At 62.9% G+C, this 21692-nt stretch carries 24 protein-coding genes; 15 read left to right on the forward strand and 9 right to left on the reverse strand.

Features of this window, described 5'->3' with window-relative positions:
* Positions 1-30: 30 nt before the first annotated feature.
* Both glmS and glmU read right to left on the reverse strand, forming a co-directional pair.
* Positions 31-1848, reverse strand: a complete 1818-nt coding sequence (glmS, locus tag LLW23_RS01625; protein WP_228947054.1) for a glutamine--fructose-6-phosphate transaminase (isomerizing) — start codon at positions 1846-1848, stop codon at positions 31-33.
* Positions 1849-3150, reverse strand: a complete 1302-nt coding sequence (glmU, locus tag LLW23_RS01630) for a bifunctional UDP-N-acetylglucosamine diphosphorylase/glucosamine-1-phosphate N-acetyltransferase GlmU (protein WP_228947055.1) — start codon at positions 3148-3150, stop codon at positions 1849-1851. It lies immediately after the preceding gene.
* Between the two features lie 127 nt (positions 3151-3277).
* Here glmU and LLW23_RS01635 point away from each other — a divergent pair, with 127 nt between their 5' ends.
* Positions 3278-3949 (forward strand): HAD hydrolase-like protein, encoded by a 672-nt coding sequence (locus LLW23_RS01635; protein ID WP_228947056.1) that lies wholly within the window; start codon positions 3278-3280, stop codon positions 3947-3949.
* Positions 3946-4296 (forward strand): VanZ family protein, encoded by a 351-nt coding sequence (locus LLW23_RS01640; protein ID WP_228947057.1) that lies wholly within the window; start codon positions 3946-3948, stop codon positions 4294-4296. The genes LLW23_RS01635 and LLW23_RS01640 overlap by 4 nt, the downstream gene beginning before the upstream one ends.
* Here the strand turns inward: LLW23_RS01640 and LLW23_RS01645 are convergent.
* Genes LLW23_RS01645 through LLW23_RS01660 form a run of 4 tightly spaced genes read right to left on the reverse strand, consistent with a single transcriptional unit; the run spans position 4271 to position 6801 of the window.
* The gene (locus tag LLW23_RS01645) at positions 4271-5290 is read right to left on the reverse strand and encodes a nucleotidyltransferase domain-containing protein (protein WP_228947058.1); all 1020 of its coding nucleotides are present in this window, start codon (positions 5288-5290) and stop codon (positions 4271-4273) included. The two genes, LLW23_RS01640 and LLW23_RS01645, sit on opposite strands and share 26 nt — an antisense overlap.
* The gene (locus LLW23_RS01650) at positions 5287-6135 is read right to left on the reverse strand and encodes an HprK-related kinase A (protein ID WP_228947059.1); all 849 of its coding nucleotides are present in this window, start codon (positions 6133-6135) and stop codon (positions 5287-5289) included. Before LLW23_RS01650 ends, LLW23_RS01645 begins: the two co-directional genes overlap by 4 nt.
* Positions 6132-6395: an HPr-rel-A system PqqD family peptide chaperone gene (locus tag LLW23_RS01655; RefSeq protein WP_228947060.1), complete on the reverse strand. Its 264-nt coding sequence runs from the start codon at positions 6393-6395 to the stop codon at positions 6132-6134. The genes LLW23_RS01650 and LLW23_RS01655 overlap by 4 nt, the downstream gene beginning before the upstream one ends.
* A gap of 4 nt (positions 6396-6399) precedes the next feature.
* Positions 6400-6801, reverse strand: coding sequence for a hypothetical protein (locus LLW23_RS01660; RefSeq protein ID WP_228948430.1), 402 nt, complete (start codon positions 6799-6801; stop codon positions 6400-6402).
* Between the two features lie 215 nt (positions 6802-7016).
* Here LLW23_RS01660 and LLW23_RS01665 point away from each other — a divergent pair, with 215 nt between their 5' ends.
* The 9 genes from LLW23_RS01665 to LLW23_RS01705 all read left to right on the forward strand — a co-directional run bounded on the left by LLW23_RS01665 (position 7017) and on the right by LLW23_RS01705 (position 15663).
* On the forward strand, positions 7017-8270 hold the full coding sequence (locus LLW23_RS01665; RefSeq protein ID WP_228947061.1) for an ATP-binding protein: 1254 nt from the start codon (positions 7017-7019) through the stop codon (positions 8268-8270).
* 5 nt (positions 8271-8275) lie between these two features.
* Positions 8276-9370, forward strand: a complete 1095-nt coding sequence (locus tag LLW23_RS01670; protein ID WP_408642005.1) for a substrate-binding domain-containing protein — start codon at positions 8276-8278, stop codon at positions 9368-9370.
* Positions 9367-10743, forward strand: coding sequence for a phosphate ABC transporter permease subunit PstC (gene pstC / locus LLW23_RS01675; RefSeq protein ID WP_228947062.1), 1377 nt, complete (start codon positions 9367-9369; stop codon positions 10741-10743). Before LLW23_RS01670 ends, pstC begins: the two co-directional genes overlap by 4 nt.
* Entirely contained in the window at positions 10736-11986 is a 1251-nt protein-coding gene (gene pstA, locus LLW23_RS01680) for a phosphate ABC transporter permease PstA (RefSeq protein WP_228947063.1), read from the forward strand. Before pstC ends, pstA begins: the two co-directional genes overlap by 8 nt.
* The gene (gene pstB, locus LLW23_RS01685; RefSeq protein WP_228947064.1) at positions 11983-12741 is read left to right on the forward strand and encodes a phosphate ABC transporter ATP-binding protein PstB; all 759 of its coding nucleotides are present in this window, start codon (positions 11983-11985) and stop codon (positions 12739-12741) included. The genes pstA and pstB overlap by 4 nt, the downstream gene beginning before the upstream one ends.
* An 11-nt stretch (positions 12742-12752) precedes the next feature.
* Complete coding sequence (gene phoU / locus LLW23_RS01690; RefSeq protein WP_228947065.1) at positions 12753-13436, forward strand: phosphate signaling complex protein PhoU; 684 nt, start codon at positions 12753-12755, stop codon at positions 13434-13436.
* Positions 13436-14128, forward strand: coding sequence for a phosphate regulon transcriptional regulator PhoB (gene phoB / locus LLW23_RS01695; RefSeq protein WP_228947066.1), 693 nt, complete (start codon positions 13436-13438; stop codon positions 14126-14128). Before phoU ends, phoB begins: the two co-directional genes overlap by 1 nt.
* Positions 14129-14238: 110 nt before the next feature.
* Complete coding sequence (locus tag LLW23_RS01700) at positions 14239-14682, forward strand: hypothetical protein (protein WP_228947067.1); 444 nt, start codon at positions 14239-14241, stop codon at positions 14680-14682.
* An 81-nt stretch (positions 14683-14763) separates the two neighbouring features.
* Entirely contained in the window at positions 14764-15663 is a 900-nt protein-coding gene (locus LLW23_RS01705) for an SDR family NAD(P)-dependent oxidoreductase (protein ID WP_228947068.1), read from the forward strand.
* A 144-nt stretch (positions 15664-15807) separates the two neighbouring features.
* On the opposite strand, the gene LLW23_RS01710 is transcribed toward LLW23_RS01705, so the two are convergent.
* Genes LLW23_RS01710 through epsC form a run of 3 tightly spaced genes read right to left on the reverse strand, consistent with a single transcriptional unit; the run spans position 15808 to position 17458 of the window.
* Positions 15808-16413, reverse strand: a complete 606-nt coding sequence (locus LLW23_RS01710) for an HD domain-containing protein (protein ID WP_228947069.1) — start codon at positions 16411-16413, stop codon at positions 15808-15810.
* Positions 16414-16430: 17 nt separating this feature from the next.
* Positions 16431-16772 (reverse strand): DUF2794 domain-containing protein, encoded by a 342-nt coding sequence (locus tag LLW23_RS01715; protein WP_228948432.1) that lies wholly within the window; start codon positions 16770-16772, stop codon positions 16431-16433.
* On the reverse strand, positions 16772-17458 hold the full coding sequence (gene epsC / locus LLW23_RS01720) for a serine O-acetyltransferase EpsC (RefSeq protein WP_228948433.1): 687 nt from the start codon (positions 17456-17458) through the stop codon (positions 16772-16774). Before epsC ends, LLW23_RS01715 begins: the two co-directional genes overlap by 1 nt.
* 157 nt (positions 17459-17615) lie before the next feature.
* On the opposite strand from epsC, the gene LLW23_RS01725 reads away from it, so the two are divergent.
* From LLW23_RS01725 to LLW23_RS01740, 4 genes are all read left to right on the forward strand, one after another.
* Positions 17616-18380: a sulfite exporter TauE/SafE family protein gene (locus LLW23_RS01725; RefSeq protein ID WP_228947070.1), complete on the forward strand. Its 765-nt coding sequence runs from the start codon at positions 17616-17618 to the stop codon at positions 18378-18380.
* A gap of 76 nt (positions 18381-18456) precedes the next feature.
* Positions 18457-19365 (forward strand): hydrogen peroxide-inducible genes activator, encoded by a 909-nt coding sequence (locus LLW23_RS01730; RefSeq protein WP_228947071.1) that lies wholly within the window; start codon positions 18457-18459, stop codon positions 19363-19365.
* Positions 19366-19481: 116 nt separating this feature from the next.
* Entirely contained in the window at positions 19482-20531 is a 1050-nt protein-coding gene (locus LLW23_RS01735; protein WP_228947072.1) for a phosphotransferase family protein, read from the forward strand.
* Positions 20532-20543: 12 nt separating this feature from the next.
* Positions 20544-21680 carry an epoxide hydrolase family protein gene (locus LLW23_RS01740; protein WP_228947073.1) on the forward strand — a complete coding sequence of 379 codons (1137 nt, stop codon included), beginning with the start codon at positions 20544-20546 and terminating at the stop codon, positions 21678-21680.
* Positions 21681-21692 lie beyond the last annotated feature (12 nt).

Here is a 21692-nt window from a genome sequence, read left to right on the forward strand (position 1 = left end):
TCACTTATTTGGTGAGGAGTGTAAGCTAAATCACTCAACTGTAACGGATTTTGCCAGGTTTCGCGGCTGATCTACGTCCGTTCCCTTCACCACCGCGACATGATATGCCAGCAATTGCACCGGGATCGCGTAAACCATCGGCGCTATCAGTGGATGAACCTTGGGCATCTCGATCGTCGCGATCGTGTTCTCGCCCGCCTGCGCGATCCCTTCGGCATCGGAGATCAGCACCACCTGCGCACCGCGCGCCTGCGCCTCGTGCATATTGCTGATGGTCTTGTCGAACAGCGGGCCCGAGGGCGCGATCACGATCAGCGGCACTTGATCATCAATCAGCGCGATCGGCCCGTGCTTCATTTCACCCGAAGCGTAACCTTCGGCGTGAATGTAGCTGATTTCCTTCAGTTTTAGAGCGCCTTCCAGCGCTAACGGATACTCCGGCCCGCGGCCAAGGTACAGCACGTCGCGTGCCGCGGCGATTTTCGGCGCCATCGCCTCGATCTCCGCATCATGCGCCAGCGCCTCGCTCATCGCTTCGGGCACCTCTTGAAGATGCTGAACGATTTCAGCTTCATCGGCCAGCCGTCCCTTCGCACGCGCAAGGTTCGTCGCGAGCGCGGCCATTACCGCGAGCTGACACGTAAACGCCTTCGTCGAGGCGACGCCGATCTCCGGTCCGGCATGCGTGGGCAGCAGCAAATCCACCTCGCGCGCCATCGAACTCGTCGGCACGTTGATGATCCCGCCAGTCGTCACCCCTGCAGCCTTCATGTGGCGCAATGCGGCGAGCGTGTCAGCCGTCTCGCCGGACTGCGAGATCACCATCCCTAGCGTATTCGGCAGAAGAACGGGATCGCGGTAGCGATACTCGCTCGCCACGTCGACCTCGACCGGAATGCGCGCCAGCCCTTCGATCCAGTATTTGCCGATCATCCCAACATAGCTTGCCGTGCCGCATGCGACGATCACGACGCGCTCGACGGTCGAGAGATCAAATTCCATGTCGGGCAGTGCGACCTTTGCCTCCAGCGGGCGCAGGTACGAACGCAGCGTCTGCGCAACGACGACGGGCTGTTCGTAGATCTCCTTCTGCATGAAATGCCGGTGATTGCCCTTGTCGATCAACTGCCCCGACGCACCCGAATTGACGATCGGCCGCTCCACGCGCTGGTTCTCGCGATCGTAAATCTCAACCTCGTCGCGCGTGATCGCGACCCAGTCTCCCTCTTCGAGATAGGCGATGCGCTGAGTCAGTGGCGCGAGGGCAAGCGCGTCTGACCCAAGGAAGTTTTCGCCCTCGCCATAACCCACGGTCAGCGGCGCACCGAGCCGCGCACCAAGCAGCAGATCGGGATGTGTGCGTACCATCACGCCAAGCGCGAAGGCACCGTGCAACTTCGGAAGCACGTTCGCCAGCGCCTCGCGCGGTTGCGCGCCGCGTTCAATCTCACGCGCGATCAGATGCGCAACCACTTCGGTGTCGGTCTGACTTTGAAACTCGCGACCCTCTGCTAGAAGCTCATCGCGCAGCGGCTTAAAGTTCTCAATGATCCCGTTGTGCACCAAGACCACGTCGCCCACGATATGCGGATGCGCATTGTCCTCGGTCGGCGCGCCGTGTGTTGCCCAGCGCGTGTGCGCGATGCCGCTCGTGCCGGGCAGCGGCTCTTCGATAAGGCGTTGCGCGAGGTTCTTCAGCTTGCCCGGCGCACGTCGCCGCTCGAACAAACCATCATGGACCGTGCAGATGCCCGCCGAATCATAGCCGCGATATTCCAGCCGCTTAAGTCCGTCGAGCAGTCGATCGGCTACCGGCTCGCTGCTCAAAATGCCCACAATTCCACACATCTAGCGAGCTTCCTTCTTCGCGCGCATCATCTCACGAAACCGCTTTGCCCAGCCTGGCTTCGCCGTCTGTAACGGTCGGACCAGCGCCAGCGCGTCCGCCGGAACATCCGCCGTAACGGTTGATCCCGCGCCGACAATTGCACCATCGCCGATCGTAACTGGCGCAACTAGCGCAGAATTCGAACCGATGAAGGCCCCGGCTCCAATCTTCGTATAATACTTGAAGTAGCCGTCATAATTGCAGGTAATCGTACCTGCCCCGATGTTCGCACCCTCGCCGATTTCGGCATCGCCAAGATAGCTCAGATGATTGGCCTTGGCGCCCCTGCCGAGCACAGCCTTCTTCATCTCGACGAAATTGCCCACGCGCGACCCGGCCTCCATCACCGTGCCCGGACGCAGCCGCGCATAAGGCCCAACCGATGCCCCCTCGCCAATGTTCGCACCGTCTAGATGGCTGAAGGCATGAATCGTCACGCGATCCGCGATGGTTACGCCGGGTCCAAATACGACATTAGGTTCAATCGTCACATCGCGGCCGAGCGCCGTGTCATGGCTGAACCAGACCGTCTCCGGCGCGACGAGGCTGACGCCATCTGTCATCGCTTGCTGCCGTCGGCGTTGCTGCCACACCAATTCGACCGCCGCGAGCTCGCCGCGGCTATTGATCCCAGCAACTTCATCGGAATCAGTCTCGATTACCGCCGATGTACGTCCGTCGTCCGCTGCAAGCATCACGATGTCCGGAAGATAATATTCTTCCGCGGCATTGTCGTTGCCCACGCGTGCCAGCAGCGCGAACAGATCATCGCTACGAGCTGCCATCAAACCGGAGTTGCAAAGGGTTACGGCCCGCTCTTCCAGCGAGGCGTCCTTATACTCGACCATCCGGTCGATCCGCCCGTCTGCGTCCGCAATGACACGACCGTATGCGCCCGGTTCGGCTGGGCGGAAGCCAAGCACGACGGCCGCCGGAGCATCTTCGCCGTGTAGCCGGTCGATCATTCGCCGCATCGTCGCTGCCGTCACGAACGGCACATCACCGTAGAGAATCAGCACGTCGCCTACGAAGTCGCGCAATGTCTGCTCGGCCTGCCGCACTGCGTGGCCAGTACCAAGCTGCTCCGCTTGGTGCGCCACAGCCACGCCAAGTGGGGCGACTGCTGCTTCGACCTGATCGCGTCCAGCTCCAACCACGATAACGCTGCGCGCGGGGTTCAAGGCGGCGACATTATCCAGCAGATGCAACAGCATCGGCCTCCCGGCTAGCGGGTGAAGCACCTTGTGCAGATCGGATTTCATCCGCGTACCCTTGCCCGCAGCAAGAACGATGACCGCCAAAGGGGCGGCAGGAGGATGGCGCGTCATCGCGCGGCTCTGCCACCACATTCTTGCCATTTCTATAGCGAGCGGCCACGGCCTGCCTGCAATGCATCGCTTTCCCTTCGACATCGTCGGCTTCGACCTCGACGGCACCCTCCTCGACACCAGCGGTGATCTCGCCGCGGCGGTCAATTTCGCACTTGCGCAGGATGGCCGTCCGCCTTTGTCAGTGGCGGCGATCAAGCCGATGATCGGCGGTGGGGCGCGGCTGATGCTGTCGCAGGGGCTGACAGCAACCGGCGGGGGGGACGATGCACTACTCGACCGGCTGCACCGCATCCTGCTCGATCATTATGCAGCGAACCTCGCAGTCCATACCGTTCCGTTCCCCGGCGCAATCGCTGCGCTCGATGCAATAGAGGCGCGCGGCGCGAAGGTGGCGGTCGTAACCAACAAGATCGAGGCCTACGCGATCGAGGTTTTGCGCGGCGCCGGTGTGCTCAATCGGCTCGCCTGCGTGATCGGGGGCGACACCATGGGGGCGGGCAATGCGAAGCCGTCACCGATACCGATTAGAGCGATGATCGAGCGATCTGGTGGTGGCAAAGCGGCGTTCGTCGGCGATTCGATCTACGACATCGCCGCTGCGCAGGCGGCTGGAATCCCGGCGATCGCTTGCCGTTTTGGATTCCTGATGCAGCCCGTTGAAGAGCTTGGCGCAGACGCGATCATCGACCATTTCGACGATCTGGTTCCCACGCTCGAACGAATCGCGTGACGTCGCCGCAGCACCGTCGCTGGCGGATCCTGCTCGCGCTCGCGATGCTTACCGCGGTCACGATGGCTCTGCTCCCGCATCCGCCGAAAGTGCCGATCGACGGCGATAAGTATCAGCACATGCTGGCTTTCGGCGTCCTTACGATCCTGTCAGTAATGGCGTATCCGAAAGCCGAATTGCTACAGATTGGCGAGCGGCTGTCGTTCCTCGGCGCGATGATCGAACTGGTCCAGTCAATTCCGGCGCTGCATCGCGATTGCGACATCATGGACTGGGTGGCGGATACCGTCGTCATTGTCGGCGTGCTCGCAGTCGTGGCGCTTACCCGGCGGCGGCACGCCACTTGATCCACAGGTGCTGCGCAAGCAGCGTTGGCGGCATCCGCATCCAGTGCGAGCGAATATAGAAGCCGAGCCGCGTTGCCGGCCGCCTGTCCCTGCCCCATCCGTCCCGCGCCAGCAGCCGCCGCATGAACAGCCGATCCGTGAACGTAAGCCGCTGCCATTCGAGAGGAACCGGCGTCTTGAACAGCGCATGGCAGAGCCGCGCCGCACGCGCGACGACACGATCCGCGCCATGATCGGCCGATCGGGCAGCGAGCTGCAGCCAGAAGCCGTCTTCGCGCTCGATGAACTCGCGCATCAGCCGATCGAGATCCCACAGGTTGCGGAGGCCGCCGCTAAGGTCGCCGTCCGCCAGCAGGTGAATGGCACCGTGGACCACCATGTCCTCTGGCGCCAGCACCGCCAGCCCGGCGCCGAGCGACACCGCGTTCGCGATCAGCCTGGCGGCGTCGGGTGTAATTCGCGCGGTCGGCGGCAGGATTGTATGGTGGACATCGATCATCCGGTCGCGCTCAGGATGGATCAGTGGCGGCAGCTCGTGCATCCACTGCCGATAATAACGGTCATCATACGGGTCAGACTTCACCCAAATCCACCCGTGCGCGAGCAGCGCCGTCTCCGCCGCAGCGAGCGCATCTTGCGGCACGAGAATGTCCAGGTCGCCGATCGACCGCCCCTGCCCGGCATCGAGACCAGCAGCCGCGAATGCGGTTCCCTTGAGCAGGATCAGCGGCTCTACGATCCCAGCAAGAGCGCGCCGCGCCATCTCCGCCTCCCACAAGGCCTGGCGGCGCCCTTCTAGCGAGGTCGCACGCGCCTCAACGAGGATCGCCGCAACTGCGACGGGCAGCGCGAGCCCATCGAGCCGAGTCGCCAATGTCCCGATCAACTGCTCAGCTCGCGCGGCGGCGATCACCTCTGTCCAGCTCGACGCGTCAAGGCCTTCCGCGGAACTTGGATCGACCAACAGCGCCACCAAATCAATGGCGGCAGTCACCACAATTCCTCGATCATCGATGCAGCGGTCGCAGTGTCGGGGTAATCGATTGCGGCGCGTGTCACGTCACTTACCAGGCGGGTGAGAGCGACGAAGCCGCGCTCGCCAAGTCCCACATAATTCGTTGAAGCCTGCGTCAACCGCACAAACGCCTCGCCTGCACCCACCGGCCGTTGCTCCGCGGCATGTCCGAAGCTCGGGAACAGCAGCAATATGGGACGTGCCGGCTCGTCCATCGCCGATAGCGCTGCCCGATCGGGAACTAGGTGGCGAATGTCCCCCTTCGGCGTTCCTGGTAACAATGGCCCGAAGGTCGCGCCGGGCAGCGCCGCGTGCGCCGCCACGATGGCAGCATTCTTAAGGCTCACGGGGCGCGGGAATGGATAGACAAGGCCAGTGGCAGGATCGATCAGGACAAACTCGTCAGCGAGCAGGCGCCATCCACGCGGCTGAAGCAGCGCGGCAAGCGTCGATTTCCCTGCGCCAGATTCGCCGGTCAGGATGATCGCCAGTCCATCCCGCTCAACAGCGGCGGCGTGAAGGAGCAGGAAACGCCGTTGGCCTAACGCCATCTGCAGGTTCATCGCCATTTCGGCGGCGAGCAGCCCTTGCGCAAGCGGCAACGGCGCCGCGTCCGGAATGACATAGTCGCCACCTATGGAAACCGACGGCCTGGTCCAGCGCCGCCAGGGCCGGCTGGCGGTCAGCCTGACGGTGAAATCCGGCACGCGATCTAGCACCGGATAGTCGCGATACAGGGCCCGCAGCTGATCGATCGGCGCCTGCCACTCCGATCCGACGCGAAAGCCTATCGGCCCGACGCGTATAGAGAAAACGTGTCTCATGCCCGCTCAATCAGACCGGTCACGACAAGTTCGTCGAGCGTCGTTAACAAGCTGGCGCGACCACCCCCAACCAATTCAAATTCTACCTCGAGCGCGTCGAGCGTCATCCAGCAAGCGGCCATCGCCTCAAGCAATTCAGGCACGGGCGACGTGACCAAATGCGTGATCCCTGACGCGCGATGAAATACCGCAACGAGATCGTCGAGTGGCACCATCGCCAAGCAATCGGCAGGCGGCGCGCGATAGCGCGTCGCGTTCATTCCACTACTTCCGCGGCATCTGCAGCGAGGCGAAACAGGTGAAGCCGGTCGATCCACTCCGCAGATTCTGAACATATTTTAAATATGCGCGGCTGCGATTGTAGTCGACGCCCGGCAGATTGCCGCCGCTGGAAAGCGCGCGGCGAACGTCTTCACCCTTTAGCGGACGGCTCGGAGGTGCGAACGCGCCCTTAGTACCAGAAGGGACGACTTTGCCGTCCTTGTCGATATACCCGCCGGTCCGTCGTGGATCCGGCACCGGAATCTCGCACGTGAGCACTGAGCCATAGGCCTGAGCCATCGCCGGACGGATCGATACAATCGTGACCGCACCAACAGCACCCAGCTTCAGGGCGCGGCGCCGCTGCGGCTGTGCCGGCTCATCGGGGCTAATCAAATCGCTCATCGGGCGCTTTTCCACCCGCGTGCCCTTCCATAATCCTAACGCGCGCACAAGAAGCGCGGTGGCGGCGTTCCGAAGGGGGACGTTAATCATACCGCTGCTCCGACACTCAAGCTGTGGATCAACTGCGGAGTCTTTTGGAGGGCCTGTCGACGCAAGCGCAACGGTGCGATAGGTCGCTCGTCAGTCGCCGTCGCGGCGCGAAGGTCGAAGAAGGCATGGGCGAGATCATCTCTCCGCGCGGGTGGATTGCGATGATGATCGTCGTCATCACCGCAGGTATCGTCGGATGGCTCGGAGCGGCGCTGGACGCCGCGGCGTTGACGCTCGTCGGCGGTGCTGCGGCAGTACTTGCGACCACGGCCGGGCGCGAACCGCGGGCAGAACCCGCGCCACTGCCGCCGAGCACACCGCCGCCAGCACCGTTAGATTTGGTGCTCGATGCGCTCAATGAACCGGTGCTGATCTTGAACGGCGCCCGTGTCGCGATCGCCAATCGTGCGGCGCGAGGCTTGCTCGGCACCCATGTCTTGGGGGAAGATGCTCGCATAGCAATCCGCCACCCGGCTGCCGCAGCGCTGCTTGCCGGCAGCGGCGAAGCCGATCCTGTGGCGCTCGGCGGATTGGGCGCGCCAGACCAGCGCTGGGAGATGCGGGTCGCGCCAATCGGCGACGGACGGCGACTGGTACATCTCGCCGATCGCAGCGGCAGCCATGCCGCCGAACGGATGCGGGTCGATTTCGTGGCGAATGCGAGTCACGAATTGCGCACGCCGCTCGCCTCCATTTTGGGGTACGTCGAGACGCTAGCTGATGAAGCCGGCGAGGATCCGGCGCTGCGCGCGCGGTTCCTCAAGATTGTGTTCGACGAGGCGCGGCGGATGGAACGGCTCGTCGACGATCTGATGAGCCTGTCGCGTATCGAAGCGGAGAAGTTTCGTGCCCCGGCCGAATCGGTCGATCTCGCGGCGCTTATCGACCGGACACGCGAGGAACTCGCCGACGCCCATGATGGTCGCGGGCATGACATCATCCTCGAGCATGAAACAACGTCCGTTCCGATGCTCGGCGATGCGACGCAATTATCACAGTTGCTCCATAACTTAGTCGGGAATGCCATGAAATATGGCCGTCCCGGAACTCCGATCCGCGTGTCGTTGACGCGCGAAGGGGACACGCTCCGTTTGGTGGTCGCCGACCAAGGGGACGGGATTGCGCCCGAGCATCTCCCGCGACTGACCGAGCGCTTCTATCGCGTCGATCCGGGCCGCAGCAGATCGATCGGCGGGACGGGGCTCGGGCTCGCGATCGTCAAACATATCGTGGAGCGACACCGCGGGCGCTTGGATATCGCCAGCCGCCCGGGTGAAGGGACGCGGGTCACGGTGACACTTCGCGCACCCGGCGCAACGTTCGGATTGATCCCGGCCGCAACCGCGGCTTCGCCACTGGCTGATGTCATCAAGCAGTAACGCCCATGTCACACAGCCCCGGCGTCGCGCCGGGGGCGACACTGCTCAGGAAAACGATGATTCGCGCCGCCATGCCGTTCGCACTGCTTGCGCTGCTCACCGCGTGCCATGATCAGGCGAGCGGTAGCGCCGGCGCGCGCGCGCAGATCAAGGTGGTCGGATCCTCGACAGTCTATCCCTTCACGACGATCGTCGCCGAGCAGTTCCTCGCCAACAACCCGGACGCCAAGCCACCGGTGATTGAGGCGACCGGCACTGGCGGCGGGATGAAATTGTTCTGTGGCGGCATTGGCGCCAGCCATCCTGACCTCGCGAACGCCTCTCGCAGGATGAAGAAGAGCGAGTTTGACGATTGCACCAAGAACGGCGCGGGGCAGATCCTCGAGGTTCAGGTAGGGATCGACGGCGTCGCATTTGCGGAGGCAAAGAACGGCCCGAAAATGGCGCTGACGCCTGCTGATCTTTACCGCGCACTTGCCGCCACGCCCGGAGGCAAGCCGAACACCGCGCGGACGTGGAAAGAGGTCAATCCTTCGCTCCCCGCAGTACCGATCCAGGTTTATGGCCCGCCTTCGACCAGCGGCACGCGCGACGCGCTCGCGGAGCTAATCCTGGCACGTGGCTGCGAAGAAACGGATTTGACGGCCGCGGCACTGAAAGACAACGACGAGGAGGCTTTCAAGGCACGTTGTCAGCGCGTGCGCGAAGATGGTGCCTACGTCGATGCGGGTGAGAACGACAATCTGATCGTCCAGAAGCTGACCGCCAACCCAAATGCGATCGGCGTGTTCGGTTACTCCTATCTCGAAGAGAACGGGGGCTCGGTAAATGGCGTACCGATTGCCGGAGTTACGCCGAGCAGTGCAACGATCGCCGACGGCAGCTACCCGGGTGCGCGACCGCTCTACATCTACGTCAAGAAGGCGCACCTCGACGCGGTGCCCGGGCTGCGCTTGTTCATCCAGCAATATGCCAAGCTTTGGGGCGCCGATGGCCCGCTCGCGCGTCGCGGCCTGATCGCCGCTCCGGCGCCTATTCAGACTCGCGCGGCGCAGATCGTGAAAAACGAAACGACGTTGAACGGCGCCGACCTACGATGAGCCTGATTGCGCTCTTCTTTCTTGTAACGGCGCTGGGGCTGATTGCCTGGTTCCTTGCGCGGGCGCGCGCCGCGGCATTCCGCGTCGATAGCAAGCAGCGGTTTAGCGCCCTGCCCGTGCATCACGGTTGGTACGTCGCGTTGTGGACCGTGCTGCCGCCGCTACTCTTCCTCGCCGTTTGGTCATTTATTTCCCCCGCACTTGTTACTGAAGCGGTCATCGCGACGCCGGTCGCTGTTTACCTCCCGCCCCAAGGTTTTGAACGTGCGGCGATCCTGTCGGAGGCGCGCAATCTTGCTCGGGGCCAAGCATTTGGTGCATTCCACGACCTGTCCGAAACGCTAGCTCCTGCCTATCGCGAAGCGCAGAACCAGTACGATTGGATAGCCACAGCGCTTTCGTCGGTGCTCGCCTTCGCCGGCTTTGCTTTCGCTTATGTTCGTGTCCGGCCGCAGTTTTCCGCCCGCACGCAGGTGGAACGGGTCGTGATGATTGCGTTGCTACTTGCATCGCTGATCGCGATTTTGACAACGGTCGGGATCGTTGCGAGCTTAGTATTTGAAAGCGCCCGTTTCTTCTCGATCGTGCCGATCGGCGACTTTCTTTTTGGCACCCATTGGTCGCCGCAGGTGATCGATCCACGCGATCCGGGTGCAAGCCTGGGTGCGGTGCCGTTGTTCTGGGGCACGTTCTTCATCGGCGCGGTGATTGCGATGATCGTCGCGATCCCCTTCGGGCTGATGAGCGCAATCTATCTGACGCAATATGCCCATGCCTCCACCCGGCGTTGGATGAAGCCGTTGCTTGAGGTGCTCGCCGGTGTGCCAACTGTGGTTTATGGCTACTTCGCAGCGCTGACTGTCGCGCCGGCGGTACGCGATTTCGCCGTCGCAATCGGGATCAGCTGGGCCAGCAGCGAAAGCGCGCTTGCCGCCGGACTCGTCATGGGAGTGATGATCATCCCGTTCGTCTCGTCGATGGCGGACGACTCGCTAGCCGCAGTACCTAACGCAATGCGCGACGGTAGCCTGGCCATGGGAGCCACACCGTCAGAGACGATCCGCAAGGTGCTCGTCCCTGCGGCGCTTCCGGGAATCGTTGGCGGTGTGCTGCTCGCCGTCAGTCGGGCGATTGGCGAGACGATGATCGTCGTAATGGCCGCTTCCGGAGTTGCGGCGCTAACGCTCAATCCGTTCGCCAGCACGACCACTGTCACCAAGCAGATCGTCGACCTGCTGACCGGCGAAGCCGAGTTCGAGAGCGCCAAGACGCTTGCCGCCTTTGCGCTCGGTCTGACGCTGTTCGTCGTGACGTTGCTGCTCAACATCGTCGCCTTGATCGTAGTGAAACGGTATCGTGAAGCCTATGACTGATCGGGCGCCCACCGACTGGCGGACCGAAGCGATGCGCCGTCGCATCGCGAGCCGCTATGGCGCCGAGCGGCGATTTCGGATGCTGGGCGTGGCGGCTATCGTCCTGTCGGCGAGCTTCCTCGCTTTCCTGATCATCACGATGGTGGCGCAAGGCGCGGCCGGCTTCACCGAGACTCGTATTGCACTGCCGATTAACTTCGCGCGTGCCGAACTCATGGTCACGCCCGAGCAACTCCGTGGCGACCGCGCCGACCTGGCGCTGACCGGCGCGGGCCTGGAGGGGTTGGTCGACAGCGCCGCAGGCGAAGCCTTCGGGCAATATGGCGGCGCCGAGCTGTTGTCCGACGGAGCGTGGCTGCGCGTGCGCGAGGCGGTAAAGGCTGATCCCTCGCTCCTGCGCCGCACCGCTACGATCGAAGTTCCGGTCGCTACCGCAGTTGACGTCGCATATAAGGGTGAAGGTACTCCCAGTGCAGAGCAGACGGTCGCCAGCTTGCGCAGTCGCCTCTCACGTGGCCTCAGCCGTGACTTTTTCGGCAATGCGGACTCGACGGACCCCACCCGGGTCGGCATTTGGGGAGCTCTAAAGGGATCGCTGCTGACGATGCTCGTCACGCTAGTGCTCGCCTTTCCGATTGGCGTGCTCTCAGCGTTGTATCTCGAAGAATATGCACCAAAGAACCGCTGGACTGACCTGATCGAAGTCTCGATCAATAATCTTGCCGCCGTTCCGTCGATCATCTTCGGCTTGCTTGGGCTCGCTGTATTTCTTGGCACATTCGGCCTGCCGCGCTCGGCGCCGATCGTCGGGGGGCTAACGCTCGCGCTGATGACGATGCCGGTGATCGTTATTGCGGGGCGCAACGCGATCAAAGCGGTTCCCCCATCAATCCGCGATGCTGCGCTGGGCATCGGCGCGAGCCCAGTCCAGGTCGTGTTTCATCACGTCCTGCCGCTCGCGCTGCCAGGCATCCTTACCGGCACGATCATCGGCATGGCACGCGCGCTTGGCGAAACCGCGCCGCTGCTGATGATCGGCATGCGCGCCTTTATCGCAGCGCCGCCCGAAGGGTTTGCTGATCCCGCGACGGTTTTGCCGGTGCAGATCTTTCTTTGGTCGGACGAGGTCCAGCGCGGCTTCGTCGAGAAAACGTCGGCAGCGATTATCGTCCTGCTCGTCTTCTTGCTCGTGATGAACGGCTTCGCCATTTACCTTCGTAATCGATTTGAGACCCGCTGGTGACCCATAAGATAACTGCCCATGACGTCGACGTCTTCTACGGCGACAAACAGGCCATCCGGCAGGTGTCGATCGATATCGATCAAGAGGATGTCACTGCCTTCATCGGCCCGTCGGGTTGCGGTAAGTCGACGTTTTTGCGGACGCTCAATCGAATGAACGACACGGTCGCATCAGCGCGCGTGATCGGGGACATCCGGCTCGACGGCGAAGACATCTATTCCAAAGACATGGACGTGGTGCAGCTCCGCGCCCGCGTCGGCATGGTTTTTCAGAAGCCGAACCCCTTTCCCAAGACGATCTATGAGAACGTCGCCTACGGCCCGCGCATTCATGGCCTCGCCACCGGTAAGGCGGAGCTTGACCGGATCGTCGAACAGTCGCTGACCCGCGCCGGGCTTTGGGGCGAGGTGAAAGACCGGCTGTCGGATAGCGGCACAGCACTCTCCGGCGGCCAGCAGCAGCGGTTATGCATTGCCCGCGCCATCGCAGTTGATCCCGAGGTGATCCTAATGGACGAGCCGTGTAGCGCGCTCGACCCGATCGCGACAGCGCGGATCGAGGAGCTGATCCACGATCTGCGGGGGCGCTATGCTATCGTGATCGTCACGCACAACATGCAGCAGGCGGCGCGCGTCAGCCAAAAGACGGCATTCTTCCACCTTGGCGAGTTGGTGGAATATGGCGAAACGAACGACATCTTCACCAACCCGCGCGAGTCCCGCACGACCGATTACATTACCGGCCGATACGGTTGAAGGAACGATAGATGGGCGCGGGGCAAGAACATACCGTCAAGGCGTTTGACGAGGATATCGGTCGCTTGCGCGGGCTGATAAGTCAGATGGGCGGTCTGGCCGAGGAGGCTATCGAGGCGGCGATGCGTTCGCTCGCCCGCGGAGATCTCGAACTAGCGCAAGAGGTGCGCGCCGCGGATAAGCAGATCGATGTGATCGAGGCCGAGGTCGAGCGATTGGCAGTTCGGATCATTGCGATCCGCGCACCGTTGGCGAACGACCTGCGCGAAGTGGTCGCGGCGCTCAAGATCGCCGCTGTCGTCGAACGTATTGGCGATTACGCCAAGAATATCGCAAAGCGGGTGCCGCTTATTGAGAGCGAGCATCGGATCGAGCCAATTTCCGTCATTCAAGCGATGGCACGGATGGCCGCAGAGATGGTCCACGACGTGCTCGACGCCTTCGGAGCGCGCGACGCTGACGCAGCAGTGGAAATTTGTGAGCGCGACAATGCGCTGGACGACTTCTACGACGCGATTTTTCGGACGCTCGTGACCCATATGGTCGAGAACCCAAAAACGATCACGCAAGTCACGCACCTGCTGTTCGTCGCCAAAAATCTCGAACGGATCGGAGATCACGCGACGAACGTCGCGGAGATGGTGTATTTTGCCGCCACGGGAACCCAGTTGGCGGATCGCGAAAAGGGAAACTGATGGGCCGCGCACGCATGCTGCTGGTGGAAGACGATGCTTCGCTCGCGGAGCTGCTCGTCTGGCATTTCAAACGCGAGGACTTTGACGTCGTTCATACGATCGACGGCGAAGAGGCCTTGCTGCTCGCCCGGGAGAAGGTGCCCGACATCGTCCTACTCGACTGGATGGTAGAAGGCATCTCCGGCATTGAGGTTTGCCGGCGACTGCGGCGCGCGCCCGAAACGGCAAACGTGCCGATCATCATGCTTACGGCACGTGGCGAAGAAGAAGATCGTATTCGGGGCCTTGAGACAGGCGCGGACGATTATGTCACGAAGCCGTTCAGCCCGCGCGAGCTGGTGGCCCGTGTCAGCGCGGTGCTCCGCCGCGTTCGTCCGGGGCTCGCCGGCGAAGCGCTTAGCTACTCCGACCTCGAGATGGATACCGTCGGGCACAAGGTACGCCGCGGTGGCGAGGTGATACCGCTGGGCCCGACGGAGTTCCGGCTGCTCAAGCACTTCCTGGAACACCCCGGCCATGTCTTTTCGCGCGAACGGCTGCTCGACAGCGTGTGGGGCCATGACAGCGACATCGAAAGCCGCACCGTCGACGTCCACATCCGGCGACTGCGCAAGGCGATCAACGAAGGCGGTCGGCCGGACATCATCCGCACGGTGCGATCGGCTGGTTACGCGCTCGACGCGGGGCATTGATGGCAGGCTGCTCTCGGATCGCCAGCGAAACAAAGGATACTTACGCGACCTAGCGCGTTCCCCGGCTGCGTTTCTACGCATTCGAGCGTATCCTGATTGGAGAGTTCAACATGAAATCCTTCCTTTTGGCGGCAGCCGCCATCATCGCCGTCCCTGCCATTGCGCAGGACATGCCGGCCGCACCGGCAGAGCAAGCAGCCCCGGCAACCGCCCCTGACGCGGCGGCGGCTCCCGATGCTGCCGCGCCTGCCGACCCGGCGATGCAGGCACCCCCCGCTCCGACGGGTGGAGACACCACGATGACCGCCGGCGCTCCCGCCGCCGGGACGATGCCGGCACCGGCACCGTCGGGTGATCCGGCGGCGGCCGACCCGGCCGGCGGTTATCAGCCGAGCACTCCGCCTATGCAGGGTTCTCCGGCGCCCGGTGCGACGGTTCGCTTCCAGGCCGCGGCTGACCCGAACACCGCTTACCCGCCGCCTGCGCCGATGCAGACGTATCCGGTGTGCAAGAAGGGCCAGTACGACAATTGCATGCAGCGCGGCGGCAAGTGATCGACTGATGCGGGCGGTTGCGCCCGTTTGAATGACGAGTATGGAAAGGCGCTCCATTCCACAGAGGGGAGCGCCTTTTCCATGTCCATCCGTTTCGACGACCGGGTCGCGATCGTTACTGGCGCCGGCGGCGGCCTTGGCCGCGAATATGCGCTTGAGCTCGCACGGCGCGGCGCAAAGGTCGTCGTCAACGATCTTGGCGGTGATCGCACCGGGGCGGGTGCCTCCGACGCTGCGCACAAGGTGGTCGATGAGATCAAGGCCGCCGGTGGCGATGCGATGGCGAACGGCGCCAGCGTCACAGAATATGATCAGATGGTCGAGATGGTCGCGAAGGCGAAGGAAGCCTGGGGCGGTGTCCACATTTTGATCAACAACGCCGGCGTGCTGCGCGACAAATCGTTCGCAAAGATGGAGCCCGCCGATTTCGCCTTTGTTGTCCAGGTTCACCTGCTTGGTTCGGCCAATGCCACCAAGGCAGTGTGGGAGACGATGCGCGCGCAGAATTATGGCCGCATCCTGATGACGGCATCGTCGACGGGACTCTACGGCAATTTCGGCCAGACGAATTATGGCGCGGCGAAGCTCGGCCTCGCTGGCTTTACCAAGTCGCTGTATCTCGAAGGGGCGAAGAACAACATCAAGGTCAACACGCTCGCGCCTGTCGCCGGCACGCGGATGACCGAAGACCTGTTCCCTGAGCAGCTGTTTCAGGCGTTTTCGCCGGACAAGGTCGTGCCGGCCGCGCTTTACCTTGTAAGCGAGGACGCACCGACCAACCAGATCGTAGGTGCTGGCGCTGGCGTGTTCCAAGCGGCCTATGTCACGCTAACGCCCGGCGTGGCGCTGTCTGGCGACGAATTGTCACCCGAGGGCATCGCAAAGCATTGGGCGGAGATCACTGATCGGACCGGCGAGATCGTACCGGATTCGGGTGCTGGCCAGTCGATGATGATCGGGAAGAAGCTGCAGGGCGGCTGAGGCTAGCTCGGCTGAGCCACTAACGTTCTTCATCGTGGCAAGGTTGTCCCGATATCCACCGTTCCGCACATGCTGAACTCTTCGAGTCTGCGGCACGGTGGATCCCGGGACGAGCCCGGGATGACGAAGTAATCGGTAATACCTTTAGTCTTGTTCGCTCAGCTCAGTGATCGCTTGTGCCAAATTCGCTCGCGCCTGCGCTTCCCATTGCACTACGCCCCAGTCAGTGACGAACAATCGCTCGCGATCAAGGAAGCGGCGTAGCACCGTAGCGCGTCCGCTGCGGAACGCTTCTGCTGGCACATATTTATATTCTGCCGCGATCTGGGTATTATAGCGTTTGAAGTCGACTTCAGATGCACCAAGTATCGCCAGATCAACGTCGAGCAATAGCGCCCCGTCGGGACACTCTTTCACGTCGGGCACCCGATGATCGATTGTCGAAAGGATAGCCGTCTCAGCGTAATCGACACTCGCCGGGTCCGCAACCGCCACCATTTCCCAGCCGCATAATTCCGCACTCAGGCATTCGTTGCGACCATGCGGGGCTTTTGGATCGTAGATTGCGTCGTGCCACAGGACAAAACCGGCCGCTGCCACCGGATCGATAATTGGCACTCCATTCGCTTCGGCTGCTGCAAGGTGGCCGATCATCGCCAGCGGGTGCGACCAATCATGGTAGTGCCGCCATGGTTCGAAATATCGTGCGCGAAGCGGTGCCACCACGGGGTGCGCGAACAGCTCCGCCACGACCCTAGCGATACGCATCAATCCTCGACCAATTTCATCAGCCGCCGTTCGAGCGGCGCCAGAACCGGTGCCAGTTCGTGGCCGCGCTTCACCACCTGCCCCGCCTCGCTGACCAACGCCCACATACCCTGACGATTGCGAAGCGCCGGATGCTTTTCGATCCGAAACTCCGGCCGTTCCGCCGTGCGGCGAAAAGCCGCGAATATCGCGGCCTCGCGACCCAGTTCGATCGCATAATCGCGCCAATGCCCTGCGGCCACCATCCGGCCGTACAGATCGAGAATGCGGTTCAGCTCAAGCCGATCGAACCCGATCTGGCTCGGGCGGCTCGGAACAGGAAACGGCGTTACGACACCCATCAGGCGCAATTACGCTCCTGCGCCGGTCCTTGCTCCTCAAGCAAGGCGTCGAGGCGCTTTTTCATGACCTCAAGCTCGCAGCGCAAGAGCTCCACCTTCTGCGTCGCCGGATCGAACATCTCGCTGCATGGGGTGCCATAGGCCATGAACTTGCGCTCGGGCGCCTGGCCGCCTTCGACCATCGTCGGGCGCGCCGGGATACCGACCATCACCGCGCCTTCCGGAACGTCGCGCGTGACCACTGCATTGGCACCGACGCGCGCACGCCGACCTACCGTGATCGGACCGAGAACCTGCGCGCCCGATCCGATAATCGCGCCATCCGAAATCGTGGGATGGCGCTTGCCGGCGACGCCATTATCGGGGCTGGTGCCGCCGAGCGTGACGCACTGATAAATTGTCACGTCGTCACCGATCTCGGCCGTTTCGCCGATGACGACGAAGCCATGGTCGATGAAGAAATTGCGCCCAATCTTCGCGCCGGGATGGATGTCGATCGCGGTCATAAAGCGCGAAAAATGGTTCACGACCCGTGCCAGCAGAAATAGCCGCGAACGATACAAGCGGTTCGCGACCCGGTGCCAGCCGAGGGCCCAAACGCCAGGGTAAGTCATAATTTCGAGACGGGAATGCGGCGCGGGATCGCGTGCGCGGATCGAATCGAGATAGTCGGCCAATCGCGCCATGACGCGTCCCCTGTCGTGAGCGGGCAATCTAGGAGGCTCTGTCGCCAAATTCCAGCGCGGCGAAGATAAGGCTGCTTGCCGCATAATATAGCGTTCTTGTAGGATATTGGATTGTGCGCCATGCGGCAGAGAGCGCAGACGCTTCTGGGGGACTGGCGTGGACCTATCGTTGCTGACCTTTGAAACGCTGCTGCCGTTCATATTGGTCGGCTTTGGTGCCCAGATCGTCGATGGCGCACTGGGCATGGCATTCGGGGTGATCTGCAATACCTTGCTTGTCGCAGTGATGGGCGTGTCTCCTGCACGCGCCTCCGCCAACGTGCACATTGTCGAGGCGTTCACCACCGCGGTTTCCGGCATCAGCCATGTCCTGCACGGAAACGTCGACAAGGCGCTGTTCCTGCAACTGTTGATCCCTGGCATCATCGGCGGCGTCTCCGGCGCCTATCTCCTCACGAATATCGATGGCGAGATGATCAAGCCGTATGTGCTGGGATATCTGATCGCGATCGGCGTGTATCTGTTGATCCGTGGGCTGCTGTTCCCGCCGACTGCCAACAAGCCGAAGGTCGTCGCGCCGCTGGGGCTTATCGGCGGCTTCCTCGATGCGGCGGGCGGCGGCGGCTGGGGGCCGATCGTCACGTCCAACCTGCTGGTTCAGGGAGTCGAGCCGCGCAAGGTTGTCGGGACGGTCAATTCGGTCGAGTTCTTCCTGACGCTTACCGTTTCGGCGACCTTCATCTCACAATTGGGACTGAAGGATTTCGCCACCGCCACGGTTGGTCTGCTGATCGGCGGCGTTTGCGCCGCGCCGTTCGGGGCGGTCATGGCGAAGAGGATACCGACCAAGACGATGCTCATACTGGTCGGCTTCGTACTGATCGTCACCAGCACCTACGGATTCATCCGTGCGATTCTGTGAAATGCAGGCCGGGTTCGCATGATCGACCGAACGCGCTAATCGGACAGCGATCGAGCGATAAAGGCGATTAAATCCGATGGCCGCGACGTATCTGCCTACGCTCAAGCAGCTGCAATATCTCATCGCGCTTAAGGACCAGGGTCATTTCGGCCGCGCCGCTGACAGCGTGTTCGTGACTCAGTCGACCCTGTCGGCAGGCATTCGCGAACTTGAGACGCTGATCGGCGTGACACTCGTCGAGCGCACCCGCCGCGTCGTCCGCTTCACCCCGCTCGGCGATGGCATCGTGGCCAAGGCACGACGCGTGGTGCGCGAGGCGGAGGAGCTTGGTGATATGGTCCGCGCTGCCGGCCGGCCACTCACCGGCGAGATGCGGATGAGCGTAATTCCGACGATTGCTCCATTCCTGCTTCCCCGTGTTCTGCCTCGGCTGCGCGCCGACTATCCCGATCTCAAGCTGTTCCTGCGCGAGGAGCCCAGCGCCGTAGCGTGCGAGTCACTCCAGAACGGCCGCGCGGATTGCGTGCTGCTGGCGCTGCCTTACGGCTGCGGCGATGTGACGTCCGAGCCTCTGTTCGACGATCGGCTGTTCCTCGCCTTTCCGGAAGGCGAGCTGCCCGAGGGCGTAACCCCGATTTCGCCGGCGGATATCGACGAAACTCGGCTGTTGCTGCTGGAAGACGGGCATTGCCTGAAGGATCACGCCCTTGCAGCCTGCAACCGGCCCGAGCTGCGCGCTGAGGCGACGATGATGGGGACGTCGCTTCACACGATCGTCCAGATGGTCGAGAACCGCCTGGGCGTGACCATGCTGCCCGAACTCGCGCTCAATGCCGGCATCCTCGACCATACCCACATCGCCGCGCGACCGCTGGCCGGCGATCATCCCATACGCACGATCGCGCTCGCATGGCGCCGCGCCTCGCCGCGCGAGCGCGACTTCAGGCTGCTGGCCGGGATCCTCTCGACCTTTAAGTCGGACTGATTTCGGGCTCGATCAGCGTCGGCCTTTTGCGCTAACACTTGGACAAGCGGCGGGCGTGACGCGCCGGCGGGAGGGGGACGCATGATCATGAGACGAACCGCAGGCTTGCTGTCGACATGACCGGCTCATCCGGGGCGCGATTGGCTGCGGTCGCCGAGCGACACCAGTTCGACGATGCGCGCCTTGCCGCGTGGTTGGGTGCCAATATTGAGGGTGTCGGCAATGGCCTGCAAGTACGCCAATTCGTCGGCGGCGCTTCCAACCCGACCTTCATGCTCTCCACCGACGCCGGTGATTTCGTGCTGCGGAAGAAGCCGCCAGGGGCCCTGCTCGCGAGCGCCCATCAGGTGGATCGCGAGTATCGCGTGATGGCGGCGTTGCGCGATACCGGTGTGCCCGTTCCGGTAATGCGCGCCTTGTGCGTCGATCCCGAGGTGATCGGCACATCCTTCTACGTCATGGACTATCTGGAGGGCCGGATCTTTCGCGACGCCACCCTGCCCGATCTCGCCCCGAGCGAGCGCGCCGCAGTGTACGATCAGCTGAGCGCGACGCTGGCTGCACTCCATGCGGTCGATCATCGTGCGGTGGGCCTCGATGATTATGGTCGCACGACTGGCTATTTCGAGCGCCAGATCGCGCGCTGGACGAAGCAATATCGCGGCGCCGAGACCGAGAAGATCGTGGCGATGGAGGCGCTGATCGCCGAGCTCCCCGCGCGCATACCAATCGACGAGGCGGTGGCGATTGCGCATGGTGATTACCGGCTGGAAAACGTGATGTTCCACCCCACCGAGCCGCGATTGATCGCGGTGCTCGACTGGGAGCTTTCAACGATCGGGCACCCGCTGGCGGACTTGGGCTATAACTGCTTCATGTGGCATTCCACGTCGACGACTTGGGGCACGTTGCAGGGCGTCGACTTTGCCGCCAGCGGCATCCCGAGCGAGGACGATTATGTCGCTGCTTACTGCCGGCGCACGGGCCGTGGCGAGATCGCCGACTGGAGCTTCTATCTCGGCTTCGCCGCCTTCCGCCTCGCCTCGATCAGCCAGGGGGTCTATGCCCGTGCTCTCGCCGGTACGACGCCGAACGCGGGCGAGGCGATCAATGGTTGCCCGATGCTGGCGGAGCAGGCGCTCGCGTTGCTGCGCCGGGGCCGCTGAAGGAGAAATGCGATGAGCGACGCCGTGACGCCCTTCATTCTCGACGTGCCGCAACATGCGCTTGACGATCTCCAGGATCGGCTTGCGCGCACCCGCTGGCCGGAACGCGAGACGGTCGATGGGTGGCAACAGGGGGTGCCGCTTGCTGCAGCCCGTGCCTTTGTCGAGCATTGGCAAACGGGGTATGACTGGCGGCGCTGCGAAGCTGCGTTGAACGCGGTCGGGCAGTTCACGACGGAAATCGACGGGCTGAAGCTTCACTTTCTACATCGCCGCTCGCCCGAGCCGAACGCGCTGCCGATCGTGATCACACACGGCTGGCCGGGGTCGGTGATCGAGTTCATGAAGGTCATCGGGCCGTTGACCGATCCGGTCGCGCACGGCGGCCGGGCGGAGGATGCGTTCCACGTCGTCTGCCCTTCCCTGCCCGGCTACGGCTTCTCCGATCGGCCCGCGGAGGGCTGGCCGGTGCCGCGGATCGCCAAGGCGTGGATCGTGCTGATGCAGCGGCTGGGCTATGCTCGGTTCGTGGCGCAGGGGGGGGATTGGGGATCCGCCGTGACGACCGCGATCGGCGCGAGCGGGGATCCGGCGGTTGCGGGCATTCACCTCAACATGGTCGTGGCGCGCCCGACGCCTGAGGATCTCGCCGACCCGACCGCGGCGGAGAAGGCGGCACTGGCCGACCTTCAGCGCTATTCGAAGGACGGCAACGGCTATTCGCAGCAGCAGGCAACCCGGCCGCAGACGCTTGGCTATGGACTCGTCGATTCGCCGGTCGGGCAAGCGATGTGGATCTACGAAAAGTTTCGGGAATGGACCGACTGTGACGGCACGCCGGAAAACGCACTGACCCGCGACGAGATGCTCGACGACATCATGCTCTATTGGCTGACGGGCACCGGCGCGTCGTCGGGACGGCTATATTGGGAGAGCTTCGGCTCGTTCGCCACCGAGACGGTGCAGGTACCGACCGGGTGCAGCATCTTCCCCAAGGAGCTGTTTCGCGCGTCTCGCCGTTGGGCGGAGCGGCAGTATCCCAACATCATTCACTGGAACGAACTGCCAAAGGGCGGACACTTTGCGGCGTTCGAGCAGCCGGAACTGTTCGTGGACGAACTCCGGAAGGCGTTCCGGACGCTGCGGTAACGACCGCCGGCC

Origin of the sequence: Sphingomonas radiodurans, from assembly GCF_020866845.1 — a bacterium.
Lineage (GTDB): Bacteria > Pseudomonadota > Alphaproteobacteria > Sphingomonadales > Sphingomonadaceae > Sphingomonas > Sphingomonas radiodurans.

What these genes read in the sequence shown, in the direction of transcription:
- LLW23_RS01635 (WP_228947056.1), top strand. Translation starts at nt 3,278, where the DNA reads ATGCATCGCTTTCCCTTCGACATCGTCGGCTTCGACCTCGACGGCACC.
- pstA (WP_228947063.1), top strand. Translation starts at nt 10,736, where the DNA reads ATGACTGATCGGGCGCCCACCGACTGGCGGACCGAAGCGATGCGCCGT.
- LLW23_RS01715 (WP_228948432.1), bottom strand. Translation starts at nt 16,772, where the DNA reads ATGGGTGTCGTAACGCCGTTTCCTGTTCCGAGCCGCCCGAGCCAGATC.
- LLW23_RS01670 (WP_408642005.1), top strand. Translation starts at nt 8,276, where the DNA reads ATGTCACACAGCCCCGGCGTCGCGCCGGGGGCGACACTGCTCAGGAAA.
- LLW23_RS01700 (WP_228947067.1), top strand. Translation starts at nt 14,239, where the DNA reads ATGAAATCCTTCCTTTTGGCGGCAGCCGCCATCATCGCCGTCCCTGCC.
- LLW23_RS01705 (WP_228947068.1), top strand. Translation starts at nt 14,764, where the DNA reads ATGTCCATCCGTTTCGACGACCGGGTCGCGATCGTTACTGGCGCCGGC.
- LLW23_RS01650 (WP_228947059.1), bottom strand. Translation starts at nt 6,135, where the DNA reads ATGAGACACGTTTTCTCTATACGCGTCGGGCCGATAGGCTTTCGCGTC.
- LLW23_RS01665 (WP_228947061.1), top strand. Translation starts at nt 7,017, where the DNA reads ATGGGCGAGATCATCTCTCCGCGCGGGTGGATTGCGATGATGATCGTC.
- glmU (WP_228947055.1), bottom strand. Translation starts at nt 3,150, where the DNA reads ATGAAATCCGATCTGCACAAGGTGCTTCACCCGCTAGCCGGGAGGCCG.
- LLW23_RS01655 (WP_228947060.1), bottom strand. Translation starts at nt 6,395, where the DNA reads ATGAACGCGACGCGCTATCGCGCGCCGCCTGCCGATTGCTTGGCGATG.
- pstC (WP_228947062.1), top strand. Translation starts at nt 9,367, where the DNA reads ATGAGCCTGATTGCGCTCTTCTTTCTTGTAACGGCGCTGGGGCTGATT.
- phoU (WP_228947065.1), top strand. Translation starts at nt 12,753, where the DNA reads ATGGGCGCGGGGCAAGAACATACCGTCAAGGCGTTTGACGAGGATATC.
- glmS (WP_228947054.1), bottom strand. Translation starts at nt 1,848, where the DNA reads ATGTGTGGAATTGTGGGCATTTTGAGCAGCGAGCCGGTAGCCGATCGA.
- LLW23_RS01735 (WP_228947072.1), top strand. Translation starts at nt 19,482, where the DNA reads ATGACCGGCTCATCCGGGGCGCGATTGGCTGCGGTCGCCGAGCGACAC.
- LLW23_RS01740 (WP_228947073.1), top strand. Translation starts at nt 20,544, where the DNA reads ATGAGCGACGCCGTGACGCCCTTCATTCTCGACGTGCCGCAACATGCG.
- LLW23_RS01730 (WP_228947071.1), top strand. Translation starts at nt 18,457, where the DNA reads ATGGCCGCGACGTATCTGCCTACGCTCAAGCAGCTGCAATATCTCATC.
- phoB (WP_228947066.1), top strand. Translation starts at nt 13,436, where the DNA reads ATGGGCCGCGCACGCATGCTGCTGGTGGAAGACGATGCTTCGCTCGCG.
- epsC (WP_228948433.1), bottom strand. Translation starts at nt 17,458, where the DNA reads ATGGCGCGATTGGCCGACTATCTCGATTCGATCCGCGCACGCGATCCC.
- LLW23_RS01660 (WP_228948430.1), bottom strand. Translation starts at nt 6,801, where the DNA reads ATGAGCGATTTGATTAGCCCCGATGAGCCGGCACAGCCGCAGCGGCGC.